The sequence below is a fragment of the Brotonthovivens ammoniilytica genome (assembly GCF_025566885.1).
GTDB classification, from domain to species: Bacteria; Bacillota; Clostridia; order Lachnospirales; family Lachnospiraceae; genus Brotonthovivens; species Brotonthovivens ammoniilytica.
In genome coordinates this window covers 38,458-50,735 of record NZ_JAOQJQ010000002.1, presented here as the reverse complement: position 1 = coordinate 50,735, position 12,278 = coordinate 38,458, and the positions used below count along the sequence as shown (strand labels likewise).

The window sequence follows — 12,278 nt, the reverse complement described above, 5'->3', positions numbered from 1 at the left end:
CCGATTAGCGTTCCTGCTCCTTATTCTTAGGCGGTCTGCTCTTTTCCAGGCTCTTAAACATGTCGCTCTGGATTTCTCCCAGAACATCACGCATGGAGTTAAGCTCGCCTTTGAACACCTGCGTATCCATTTCCGAAAATTCACCCGGAAGCCGGTCAAAACTGAACCCTCTGGTATCTACGCCATAGCGTTCACTGACCATATAGGCGACACAGAAGGATTTGAAATCGGAAACATCACGGCTTTCATTGTGTTTAAAGTCAAAGACCGCTGCAGAAACTTCCTTTGCCATGCTCACAAAAAGCTGTTCTTCGGAAAGACCGGTCTTAATAAAAATCGTCTGCTGCTTACTATCGTAGTAGGCAGGCATTTCCAGATCGTCAACCGGAACAAAGGGAACCGGGCTTGCATCAATCAGGGCGGAAACAAGCTCCCGCATGGTTTTCGTCTCCGGTGCCTGTACTTTTCCTGCCGCAGAGGTTTCAGAAATGTCATAGACAATCTTTGCATTATAGCCGACTGCCTTTGAGCCGTCCTCACGGATATATTCCTTACCCGGTTCAAGAATGACGATCTTGTGTGCATCCTTGTTGACATAGATCCGATTCTGCTTCCATGCGCTGTAATCTTTCAGCTGCACTGCATCGGGTTTCTGGGCAGATACCAAAATGGCATTGGCAACTGAATAACGGTCAAAACGGCTCTGCACATCCAGATACTGCTGGAAACAATTTCCGCTGGTCATCATTTTGGTACAGGTACTGTCGATCAGCTCATAAGCTTCCTTTCGCTGTTCCTGCTTCTGGGCAGCCCACTGTGCTTTATCAAACGGTTTACTGCCGCCGCTAAATACATCATAAATACTCATTATCGTTTACCTCGTTTCTTTGGATTTGGGTTTCTTTTTCCGCCTTGGCGGCTGTTTATGCTCTGTTTTTCCTGCTGGCGGTTTCTTGGCTCTGTCAGAAGCAGAGCTTCTGTCCAGGGAAGGGGAAGCCTCCGCTTCCTGCTCTTTACGGCTCTCTTTGATTTTCCGCAGTTCCTCTCTGACAGAAGGTTTTTCCTTAGTCATAGTAGCCCCCTCTGCGGACTTCTTTGGCTGCTCTAAGATAGGCTCGGACTGAGGGGATTTTTCGGTCTTTGCCACTGAGGGGTTTTCCGGGGCATGTTCCTCCTTCTGAACCGGCGCACCCATCAGAGCGTCAAGAAGTTTATCTTTCTCTGCCTTTTCCTGTACTCCGATGTCTGGCTCCGGCTGGCCGTCCTTCGTATCTTTGGACTTTTCTGTTTCCGTCACAATAGACGCCGTGCTTTCCGATGCCAGTTTGAAGCGCTCCGCAATACGGCTGATCTTAGACGCATCCTCCGCACGGGCGATCACATCCACCTCGGCATTGGGATCTTTGTTTTTTCGGTCAGCAAGCACACAGTAGAGGACACCGTATTTCTTGGCTTCCTGTGTGAACTTCTTTAAATCACCATTCTTGACGGTAAAGACTTTCAGTTCCTTTCCAGAGCGCAGCATGTTGGTGAGTCTTGCCTTGCCTTTGGTTTTCTTTTCTTCTTTGAGAATGGAATACAAGAGAATGGCAATGTTTTTCGCACCAGCACCGGTAATCCTGGCGGCGACTTCAAATCCCTCCAAGCTCATTCGGACGATCTGTTCTGCCGCTTCGCCGCTTGTGTTCATTCGTCATCAGCTCCTTTCTTTGCTGTTCTTCATCTGCCCGTATGGTTTTCAGCTTTTCCTTGAGGGTATCGTTACGGGCCTCGATCCCCTCGCACAGTTTCACCTCCTTTCGGATTTCTCGCAATCGTTTGGAAAGATCGGAAAGCTGTGACCGTATCGCTTCCTTTTCTTCACCGCCCATCTTGCGGGATTGGGAATAAAGTCCCTTGCGCTTTTGAAGCAGGTCAGCCATTTCCGTTTCCAAAGATTCCTTATAGGAACAAAGCTGCTCTACCGTATCAATGCGATTCCGGCAAAGCAGCCTTGTTTCCTGCGATATGGCTTCCATCTTCATCAGGTCATCCTTCAAAAGATAATGAAGCCTTGCATAATTTTGTTTTCTGTTTTTCGGAAGAATACCGAGCCTGTAGCAGTAATGCAGATACAGCCCCCGCAGCCCGCCGATTTTCCTTACTCCATTCAGAGTGCCTTTCAGGCGGTACACCGGGATTGGTTTTTGCGGCCCGGCAAACCGGGAAAACTTCACCGCATAGGAATTTTCCCGGATGCGCTCCATGATCCTCTCGTTGGTATAATCATCTCCCAGCTTGTAAAGCCGCTTGGGGCGCTTCCAGCCTTTGCCCATGATCGTCCAGTATTTCCGGTTCGGGTCAAATCGGACATGGTATCCCATTTCCGCCATCTGACGGTCAAAGTCTTTCAGGGTAAAGGACTTGCTGATCGCTTCATCCACTGCCTGCCTTGCCACGTTGTCCCGTGTGGGCATTCCATTCTTTTCCGCCTGATAAAGCGCATAGGGTTTCTTTCTGCCGCTTGGACGTTCTATGACCGAAAGGGCATATTCCCGACACAGCTCATCGGAGCGCTGGCGAAGCAATCGAAGATTGGCTTTGTTGTCGTGGTAATGTTTCCCGTCCATAAAAGAAACCGAGTTCACAACAAAGTGATTGTGCAGGCAGTCCGTATTCAGATGGGTAGCAACGATTACCTGAAACCTGTCGCCCCACATCCGCTGTGCAAGTCTGACGCCGATTTCGTGTGCCTGTTTGGGCGTGACCTCTCCAGATTTAAAACTCTGGAACCCGTGATAGCAGATGATCTCACTTTCATCGTTCCACTGTGCTTTAGCGATCATCATTTCCTCTCTGGCAGAGGCAGGGTCACAGTTGACACCCGTGACAAAAAAACGCTGCTCCGTCTTATCCTGATTGGTCGCATATTCCATCACATCCACCAAAGCCTGAAGGTCTGTTTCCGAGTAATTGGGATTGGCAGTCTTTTCCGGGTTTTCGGCATAGTCAATCGGGTGGTCAAGCCTGCCCCGTACATCCCAGATTTCACAGACTGCCATTATCCCGATGGCCTTTGGGGAAGCAGATATTTTTTTCGGACATCCACCTGAAACTCATGCCACTTCTTTGCTTCCTGTGCAAGCATGGGAGCGTCCACAAATCCAAGAGCGTTGGCTTTCGCAGCAAGCTGGTTGATACGGTTGCCGATGGCAGACAGTTCCCGCATGATCTTATAAAATTCAGGATCGGGCTTTTCACAAAGTCGGTAGCCCTTGACCATTTCCCGTAGGAACGCTTCTTTGGAGTGGCCCGATCTTTTTACAAGCTCATAGAGATGCTGTGCTTCTTCCTCATTCAGACGAAACAGGATCTGTACGCTTCGGTTTCTCATTTCCCACATCCTTTCTGGCGGAGAGCCGGTTGATCTGCAGGCAGCACATCAGTACAACACCGAAAATTCCGCCAAGGGTAAACGCAATAAATTCACTCATTCTTAAACTCCTTTTCTTCACTGGGGTATTAGGGGATGCCCCCTAACAAGCGAATTTGGCATCCAGAAGATTTCTGGATAACCAAATTCAGTGCTTGGTAAGACATCACTCCTCGCACTCGTCCTCATACACACATTCTCCGCAAACGGAACAGAAGTACGGGCAGCCCGAACAGCAGTCGTCCTCATCCGTTTCTTCTTCGACGGATTCTTCAAGACCGTCCTCCCGGTCTACGGTGACGACAGCTTCACCGCCAATGAAATCCTCATCAGAAAAGTCGATCAGGTCAGTGTCAAACAGGATGGTTTCTGTCTTTTCTTTTACCTGTTCCGGGGTTTCCGCATATACGGAAATGGTCTTTTGATAGTGTCCAGTCAGAGTAACCTTAAATTTTTTCAATGAATTTTCCTCACTTTCTTTGTTCAATTTAATTTCAATGCCGTGGTGTTTCCTTCTAAAAATCAGTGGACAATCAACGGGCATCCCTCCTTTCATGGTTCCGATTCGGCCTTGCAATTCCTAAATAGGACAATAAAAAATCGTTGAAATCCTTACCGACAGGCGGTGGATCATCAACGATCTGATAGTCTTTCTGCAACAATTCTTTTAAGGCGGCAGTACAGAGTCTGCCTGTTTTGTCATTGTCCAGATGCAGAAAAATGGTCTTTACTTGTGGATTTCCCTTCAAAAAGGTGGAAAGGGCAATGGGGATTTTGCTGTCCTTTATCTCTTTCTTTGGCTGATACACGCCCGAAAGAGAAAGCAGATTTTCTTTTTTGTAGTCCTTACCTTCACATTTAAGCAGGGTAGCATAGGAGAGTAAATCAATGGCGGCTTCAAACAGATGCACCGACTGGCATGGCTCTCTTGCCAGAAGGCGGAAGGAATACCGCTTGTCGCTTCCCGATGCATCGCCCTTAAAGGAGCTGGCCATCGTACCACGATAGGCAGCATACTTAGGGGTTCCGTTTTCATCCTTGCCGATAAAAACAACATTGTGATACCTGGCACTTTCATAAATCGTACCGTCTGCAATGCACTCCTGAATAATTTGAAAGTCAATGCCACGTCCGAAAAGATACTGGATCACCCGGTCACAGTCTTTATTTCTGGGTGGTAGAAGAAGCACCTTGGGTTCCTCTTTGGGTGCAGAAACAGGCGGCGGACTCCAACTTGCGGTAATACCTGCCAGAGCTTCCACAGCTTCTACAAAGCTGTATTCCTTGACTTTGATCAGATAGTCGAGAGCTGAAACACCGCCAAAACCTCTTGACCACCAGTACCATTTGCCATTGGAAATCTTCAGACTGTCGTGTTCTCTGGTACAGTAAACATTCCTCGCCACATGCTTCAGATTGTCTGGTTCATACCTCTGCAAGTAGGAAAGCAAGTCCATCTGCCGTGCCTGCTCAATCACGGCAGGGTCAAGCTGTACATAGGGTCTGTTACTTCTCATTCAATAAAATCACCTCCTGAAATAGAAAAAGCCGAGGGATTTTCGTAATGAAAACCTCTCGGCTATGTAAAATCATATTTAATTGTAACTACAAACTGAGATTTGTCTATTCCGTTTGGCTCCTCGACAGATGGAACTGTTATAAAGTTTAATCTTTATAGTAATTTAGTATATGTTCATAAATGTTTCTAGTTTGTTCTTCATCCCCCCATGATAGAGGATCATCAGCATAAGACAATGTCCAAAACGGTTCTATGTCTTGAATATTTCCAGGAAGGTTTTCCCATAAACTATACATCCGCTCTGCGAAATATTTTATATCCGAACATTTTACATAGACATCTTTTAATTTACTCATCAAAATTCTGCCAAACTGCTCAAGATCAAAATGATTGTAATTAATATGAGTTCGTATATAGATAATGGCTTTCTTTATATTTGTCTCGCCCTCTAAATAGAGCAAATCATCATTTTCGGGGGCGCTGAGAAACATTTCATCAAGTAGTTCATTGTACTCGGCTTCTGTTACTAATTCCTCGCAAAATAAAAGCGCATAGACTAACAATTCTTCCATGATAGCCTCCGTAAATTTCAAATTATGATATTATATCATAATTCTGCAATTTTTTCTATCCCACACCTATGTAAAAGCGGCATCAGCTTCACGCCAATGCCGCCTTTGTCGGTTATAAAATTCCTGCTTTTTTCAGATACCCAACGCCATCATAACAGCCACGGAAGTAAACCGTCTGCATTTCAATATCTGTCAGATTGTTTCTAAGCTCCATAACCTTGATCAGAGCCGCACATTCCTGCTGGGATAATTCCGTTGCAGTTTCGGTATCAACAGCCTCTAGCACTTTGGGATATTGTTGAAATATCGTTTCCATCTGTTCCTGAATGGCACGGTAGTCCTCATTGCTTTCCGGCAGTTTCGCAATCACGGAGCTTAGATATTCACGAAAGATATTGCTGTGGGCATCTACAAAGGTTTCAAATCTGAACTCGTCAGACACCGCTCTCACCTCCGATAGTTTCAATTCTACACTTATTATACTGCCCATATTTATGCAATACAAATGTGCAAAAAGGGAATTTATCTCTCCCGGCTTGCGCATTTTCTTTCGGGCGGTTCCTCACTTTGCTCCGGCTCTGCATCAAGCACAGCGGGATCTTTCTGATCTAAATTCAGCTCGATGTTGAGGGCATTGAGCCGTTCTGATTTCTCTTTCAGTTCATCTTCAAAGGCAAACGGCTTTTCCACCTCAATCTTAGCAGTTTCAAGCTGCTCCATCGTTTCTGCTTTTTTGGTTTTTGCGGCTTCCAGTTTTGCAGGAATTTTCGCAAGCTCATTTTCAATTCGGGTCAGATTACCCAGTGGATCAGTACCTAAATCTACCTTGTGCTTTGCCTTTCCGCAAAGATATAAACAGTAATGGGCATTGAAGGTATCATAGAAAACTTCCAGTTTGAACCCACGATAGCTTCCGATTTCCGCAGGCTCGGCCATCGGATATTCTTTACAGACCGCAAGAAGCATCTCGCCTGCGGCTGCTTTTTCCGTATAAGTGATTCCTTTTAAGGTCATCGGACAGAACTTTTCTTCGCCCTGCGGCTGATGCTGCCGGGCAAGGGAAGCATCGGCTTCATAGCAGACAATCCGCTGTTCACACTCCTTAATGGTCTGCGGGAAATATTTCAGTATCCTGTCCTCAAGGTCGTAATGCTCGGATAGATAGCTCTGTTTCAGCACTTTGAGCTTGGAAACCTGAATGTCTAAGTCCATTTTTTCCTTGAAACGCTCGTCTCCTGTGGCAAGCATTTTGACTTCTGCAAAGGAAAGGGCCACTTCATCCACATCTTCCGCAGAGCGGACAGGACTTTTGCTGGTCATGATCTGGGAGATAAATTTCTGCTTCGATTCCACCAGCTGATAGAGATAAGCATCAAAGGTCTGCTCCGTCACATAACGGTAAACCTGAACTTCCGGGAACCTGTTTCCCTGGCGCTCAATACGTCCCTGGCGCTGTTCCAGATCGGATGGACGCCACGGGCAATCCAGATTATGAATGGCAATGAGTCTGTCCTGTACGTTGGTACCTGCACCCATCTTAGGGGTTGAACCAAGCAGGACACGGACTTCGCCGCTTCGCACTTTTGCAAACAGTTCCTTTTTCTGTGCGTCACTGGTAGCTTCATGGATAAACCGTATCTGTTCGGCAGGGATACCACGGGCCATCAGCTTTTCCCGGATGTCATCATAGACATTAAAAGTCCCGTCATTTTTCGGGGTAGACAGGTCGCAGAACACCAGCTGGGTTGCTTTCGTATCCGCATATTCTTCCCAGATACGATACACGTTGTCCACACAGGCATTCACCTTGCTGTTGGGATCATCCGGCAGCATGGGGTCGATCATCCTCTGGTCAAGGGCAAGTTTTCGACCATCGTTGGTAATCTTGAGCATGTTGTCCACATTCGGCTCCACAAGCCTTGCACGGACTTTTTCTGCTCGTTTGGCAAGGGAAGCGACCAGTTCCGTCTGGATTTCACTTGGCCTGGTCTTGATGTTGTGGTACTTGACCGCCGGAACAGGGAGCTTCAGCATATCGGCGGTCTGAATATCCGCCACCTCCCGGAACATCAGCATCAGCTCCGGCAGGTTGAAAAACTTGGCAAAGCGGGTTTTCGCCCGGTAATTGGTTCCCTCCGGAGCCAGCTCCAGAGCGGTGACTGTCTCACCAAAGGTGGATGCCCAGCTGTCAAAATGCTGCAAACCATTCCGTAAAAGCGCATCATACTGCAAGTAGCGCTGTACCGAATACAGCTCGACCATGGAGTTGCTGATCGGGGTTCCCGTGGCAAAGATCGTTCCCCGGTTGCCTGTGATTTCATCCAGATAGCGGCACTTCATAAAAAGGTCGCTGGATTTCTGGGCTTCCGTCTGGGCGATCCCGCCTACATTTCGCATCTTGGTATAAAGATACAGGTTCTTATAAAAATGGCTCTCATCAATAAAGAGCCTGTCGATACCGAGCTGTTCAAAATCAATGACGGTATCCTTTCGCTTGGTGTCATTGAGCTTATCCAGTTTTGCCTGAATCGCCTTTCTGGTTTTCATCAGCTGCTTGACCGTGAACTGTTCGCCTTTGCTTGCCTTCACATCATCAATCCCACGCTCAATATCATCAATCTGACGTTGAAGCTGTTCTCTCTGACGCTCAATGCTCATTGGGATTTTCTCAAACTGGCTATGCCCGATAATGACCGCATCGTAATCGCCGGTGGCAATGCGGGAACAGAACTTTTTCCGGTTGCCCGTCTCAAAGTCCTGCCTGCGGGTTACAAGGATATTGGCACTTGGGTACAGCCTGAGATACTCGGAAGCCCATTGCCCCACAAGATGATTGGGAACAACGAACATCGACTTATTGCATAATCCAAGGCGCTTGCTTTCCTGTGCCGCAGCAACCATTTCAAAGGTCTTTCCTGCGCCCACCTTATGGGCAAGGAGTGTGTTGCCGCCGTACAGGATATGGGCAATAGCATTGACCTGGTGAGGTCGGAGAGTAATCTCTGGGCTGATACCGCCAAATACAATATGGCTTCCGTCATACTCACGAGGGCGGACGGAATTGAATGTGTCGTTGTAATACCGCACCAGTCGGCTCCTTCGTGCCGGATCTTTCCAGATCCAATCCTGAAATGCCTGTTTGATAGCTTCCTGCTTTGCCTGCGCTGCCGTGGTTTCTTTGGCATTGAATACGGCTCTTTTATTGCCGTTTTCATCATACACATAATCAAAAATACGGGTATCACGCAGGTTTAAGGTGTCCTCAATAATACGATAGGCGGAAGCCCTTTTTGTACCATAGGTGCTGTCCGCCTTGACATTTCCGAAATCGGAACTCTTATTTTCAATAAACCAGTCGCCATTCATTGGAGTATAGCGCACTCGGATTCTTCCTGCTGCATAGCTGGAAGGGGTAAGAAGCTCCATGACAAACCGCTGAATATCCTCCTGCGGTATCCAGGTGGTACCCAGACGGACGGAGATTTCTGCCGCTGACAAGTCTTTGGGGATCACCTGCTTTAAGGCTTCTACATTGATTTCATACGCCGGATCTTCCTTTGCCGCAGCCTGTGCGCTTAGAAGTTTTGTTCGCACATTGCCGGACAGATATTCGTCAGCAGTCACATATTTTGCCGGTTCCGAAGCGGGGATACGGAAGATCACGCCCTGCAATTCCTGTACCAGTTCCTCCTGGAGTTTGCCTGTAAGCTGTTCCATATAAGGCAGGTCAACAAGTGCTTTTTCCCCAATCGAAAGGGCAAGGGCTTCACTGGCCGTTTCCACAGAAGTAACTTCTCGGTGGGGCTTGATCGTCCGCTTCGTAAACATATCTGCTTTTCGTTTGAAATTACCCTCATCATCCAGCACTTCCAAAGAGCATAACAGGAAGTAGCTCTCATCCGATGCAAAGGCCAGATAGTTGCCACGGCTATTGATCAGCCCGTATTTTTGGGAAAACGCATCATACAGCCGGTTCAGGTTTTCCTGTTCGGTGCGTATCATTTCTTCTGGATAATCCTCCGTCTGATACTCGATGAGCTTTCTGACACAGTCACGGATCTGGATCAATCCCTTGATGCGGCTCTCTGCGGTCATAGATACTGTGGCCGGTGTCATGCGGTCATTTTCCCGGAAGTAGACTTTTCCATCCACCATGGTAAAGGAAAAATTGCGCACATTCGGGTCGGCAGGAACAGAAGCGTCCGGTTCATCCGAGATTTCATCGATCCCTTTTTCATACTCCGGGATTTCTCCCTGAATGTTCTGGACAGCTTTGCTTAACAGGTCTGCAAGTGGAATATCTTTGTATGCCTTGCAGACAGAGTCAAAACCAAAACGGGTACTTTCCATTTTCATTTCGCCCAGGATCATTTCCGGGTGCTGTACAAAATAGCTGTTCATGGTGATCCCGTTCTCATCGGTATCCAGGTGTACCCAATCCGGTTCCACATCTGCAATGCGGTCACGCTTTTGCAAAAAGAGGATGTCACTGGTGACCTCTGTCCCTGCATTGGCTCGGAACGTATTATCTGGCAGGCGGATGGCTCCTAAAAGTTCTGCCCTCTGTGCGATATATTTCCGCACCTCCGGGCTTGTTTTATCCATCGTTCCCTTGGAAGTGATAAAGGCCACTACGCCGCCGCTGCGGACTTTATCCAATGCTTTCGCAAAGAAATAATCGTGGATCAGGAATTTCTGGGCGTTGTAACGGCTGTCATTGACCTTAAAATCGCCAAACGGTACATTGCCGACAACGACGTCAAAATGGTCATCGGGAAGTTTTGTCTGCTCAAATCCCTCAATGGCAATGCTGGCTTTCTGGTAAAGCTGCTTTGCAATTCTTCCTGTAAGAGAGTCGATTTCTACACCGTGAAGCGTTGAGCCTGCCATACGATCCGGGAGCAGACCAAAGAAATTGCCGGTTCCGCAGGACGGCTCCAGAATCGTACCACCGGAAAATCCCATATGGTCAAGGGATTCGTACATGGCTTTGATGACAACCGGCGGGGTATAGAACGCTGTCAGAGTGGACTCCATGGCTGCCCGGTATTCTTCCGGGGAGAGGCTGGCGTTCAGCTCCTTAAATTCTTCTGCCCAGGCCGCATTGTTCTCGTCAAAGGCCATGGATAGACCGCCCCAGCCAACATAACGGGCAAGAACTTCCTGTTCTTCGGGTGTAGCAAGACGATGTTCCAATTCCAGCTCATGGAGCAGCTGGATGGCTGCCATGTTGTTTCTGAATTTTTCTTTTGCACCACCGACACCTAAAGTATCTTCTGTAATCCGATAATTGTGCCGGTCAGAAGAAGGAACAACTGCTTTTTCTGTCTTTTCTTCGGGCTGTGATTCAAGCGGTTTCAATCGTTCAACCTGATCTTCTGCCTTTGCTACTAAGTCTCCAAATTCCAGATCAGAAAGACAGCGTTCAATCATATCCGAAAGCCCGTTGAATCTTTCTCGATGAGCCAGGCTGCTGTCGATATAAATATCCAGTGTACAATCCACCAGATCCGCATTGATCTGAAGATCATGCTCCTCATTCTCGGAAGTAGTATAGGCAAGCCCTACGCTGTGCAAATCCTCATAATCTGCCCCTGATTCGCTGTCGTATTCTTCATGGATAAATTCATCGATCAGGGCTTTCGCCTGTTTCAGTAGTTCCTCCTGTGGCTGTTGCTGTTCCAAAAGCCTGCGGATATAACTGATCTTTTCCACACGATTGATCGGGAAACCAACATGGTTCTGGAATGTGATGTCACGCATAGACACATCACCGCTGATTTCTCCTACGCTTTCAATCCGGTATCTGCGGTTGTCGATCACAATTTCCTTACCGATCAGGTCGGAAGAATCCTGTGAAACTCCATCTTGTTCTTTTTCTTCCTGTCCGGCAGTGGGCTGCAATTCAGCAATAAGCTGTCTGCAGATCTCTTTTTGTTCTTCATCCTCCAATTCTTCCTGCCACTGCGTCAGCTGTTCCACATAACTTTGCACATGCGTCGGATCAGCTAAATCCGCCTCGATTTTCTGAATGGCATCCTCTTTGGTTTCTCCAACTTCCAAGGTATCCTGATACTCATATGGATCAACTTCCTCAATGAAGTCCACCAAACGCCCGGCAAGGCTTGTGTTCTTGTCCTCCGGGACACGGAACCAGTCATTTTCTGTTGCCATGATTTCCGCAAAGAGCTTCTCGTCCTCTGGCGTCAGCGTCTTATGCTGTTCCAGATAGGGAAGGAATACATCTCGTCCCCATTGCAGGCTCTCTAGTTTCTCACGATAGAAATCCTCGCCCTGTTTCTTCCATTCGGGAATAAATGGACAATTGGGGGAAAGGGAGTATTCATAGAAGTTTTTGATATGGGCAATCAGATCGCCCTCGCCATCTCCAATGTCAAAGCGTCCCTCATAGTGAAAATCCTCGCCGCCAATAGTAGCAGTAATCTCAAAATCGGTCTTGTGATACCATCCAACATGATTTTCTTCCGCCTGTCTTTCCCGGTGCTGCTTCTCGTCCAAAACACCCAGAAGATAATTGCCAAGGGCAAAGCTCAAATCGGTGTATCGATCCTTCAGTTCCCGGTCATAAAAGGCGGGGTGTTCTGAAAAGCCAATAGAAAATACCAGACGGTCAGGCTTTGTTTCGGCAGGTGTTTCCTTGTCCTGCATTTCTGTAATGATGACCTTCAGGTGGTCATTGGCAGGATTTTCACGGAGCTTTTCTTCAAAATCCGTCCGGCTCATTTCTTTCCCGAACAGGGGAAATTCAGGATTT

The 12,278-nt window shown here is 47.5% G+C and carries 10 protein-coding genes; all 10 read right to left on the bottom strand.

From position 1 onward, the window contains the following. Window positions 1-4: 4 nt before the first annotated feature. A complete protein-coding gene (locus OCV88_RS04660) occupies window positions 5-868 on the bottom strand; it encodes a hypothetical protein (protein ID WP_008816802.1) in 864 nt (287 codons plus the stop codon). Window positions 869-874: 6 nt separating this feature from the next. After that, complete coding sequence (locus OCV88_RS04655) at window positions 875-1,690, bottom strand: PcfB family protein (RefSeq protein ID WP_158424444.1); 816 nt, start codon at window positions 1,688-1,690, stop codon at window positions 875-877. Continuing rightward, on the bottom strand, window positions 1,632-3,041 hold the full coding sequence (locus OCV88_RS04650) for a relaxase/mobilization nuclease domain-containing protein (RefSeq protein ID WP_008816804.1): 1,410 nt from the start codon (window positions 3,039-3,041) through the stop codon (window positions 1,632-1,634). The genes OCV88_RS04655 and OCV88_RS04650 overlap by 59 nt, the downstream gene beginning before the upstream one ends. Continuing rightward, on the bottom strand, window positions 3,041-3,373 hold the full coding sequence (locus OCV88_RS04645) for a plasmid mobilization protein (protein ID WP_008816805.1): 333 nt from the start codon (window positions 3,371-3,373) through the stop codon (window positions 3,041-3,043). The genes OCV88_RS04650 and OCV88_RS04645 overlap by 1 nt, the downstream gene beginning before the upstream one ends. Then, window positions 3,333-3,473 (bottom strand): DUF3789 domain-containing protein, encoded by a 141-nt coding sequence (locus tag OCV88_RS04640; protein ID WP_008816806.1) that lies wholly within the window; start codon window positions 3,471-3,473, stop codon window positions 3,333-3,335. The genes OCV88_RS04645 and OCV88_RS04640 overlap by 41 nt, the downstream gene beginning before the upstream one ends. Before the next feature lie 105 nt (window positions 3,474-3,578). Beyond that, on the bottom strand, window positions 3,579-3,872 hold the full coding sequence (locus tag OCV88_RS04635; RefSeq protein WP_002607879.1) for a hypothetical protein: 294 nt from the start codon (window positions 3,870-3,872) through the stop codon (window positions 3,579-3,581). A 73-nt stretch (window positions 3,873-3,945) separates the two neighbouring features. Further along, window positions 3,946-4,929, bottom strand: a complete 984-nt coding sequence (locus OCV88_RS04630; RefSeq protein WP_008816807.1) for a DUF3991 and TOPRIM domain-containing protein — start codon at window positions 4,927-4,929, stop codon at window positions 3,946-3,948. Window positions 4,930-5,077: 148 nt separating this feature from the next. Further along, a complete protein-coding gene (locus OCV88_RS04625; RefSeq protein WP_008816808.1) occupies window positions 5,078-5,503 on the bottom strand; it encodes a hypothetical protein in 426 nt (141 codons plus the stop codon). Window positions 5,504-5,615: 112 nt separating this feature from the next. Continuing rightward, window positions 5,616-5,945, bottom strand: coding sequence for a DUF6664 family protein (locus tag OCV88_RS04620; RefSeq protein ID WP_262359015.1), 330 nt, complete (start codon window positions 5,943-5,945; stop codon window positions 5,616-5,618). An 80-nt stretch (window positions 5,946-6,025) separates the two neighbouring features. After that, a complete protein-coding gene (locus tag OCV88_RS04615; RefSeq protein ID WP_262590977.1) occupies window positions 6,026-12,172 on the bottom strand; it encodes an LPD25 domain-containing protein in 6,147 nt (2,048 codons plus the stop codon). Between the last annotated feature and the right edge of the window lie 106 nt (window positions 12,173-12,278).

What these genes read in the sequence shown, in the direction of transcription:
- OCV88_RS04655 (WP_158424444.1), bottom strand. Translation starts at nt 1,690, where the DNA reads ATGAACACAAGCGGCGAAGCGGCAGAACAGATCGTCCGAATGAGCTTG.
- OCV88_RS04615 (WP_262590977.1), bottom strand. Translation starts at nt 12,172, where the DNA reads ATGCAGGACAAGGAAACACCTGCCGAAACAAAGCCTGACCGTCTGGTA.
- OCV88_RS04650 (WP_008816804.1), bottom strand. Translation starts at nt 3,041, where the DNA reads ATGGCAGTCTGTGAAATCTGGGATGTACGGGGCAGGCTTGACCACCCG.
- OCV88_RS04645 (WP_008816805.1), bottom strand. Translation starts at nt 3,373, where the DNA reads ATGAGAAACCGAAGCGTACAGATCCTGTTTCGTCTGAATGAGGAAGAA.
- OCV88_RS04660 (WP_008816802.1), bottom strand. Translation starts at nt 868, where the DNA reads ATGAGTATTTATGATGTATTTAGCGGCGGCAGTAAACCGTTTGATAAA.
- OCV88_RS04640 (WP_008816806.1), bottom strand. Translation starts at nt 3,473, where the DNA reads ATGAGTGAATTTATTGCGTTTACCCTTGGCGGAATTTTCGGTGTTGTA.
- OCV88_RS04625 (WP_008816808.1), bottom strand. Translation starts at nt 5,503, where the DNA reads ATGGAAGAATTGTTAGTCTATGCGCTTTTATTTTGCGAGGAATTAGTA.
- OCV88_RS04630 (WP_008816807.1), bottom strand. Translation starts at nt 4,929, where the DNA reads ATGAGAAGTAACAGACCCTATGTACAGCTTGACCCTGCCGTGATTGAG.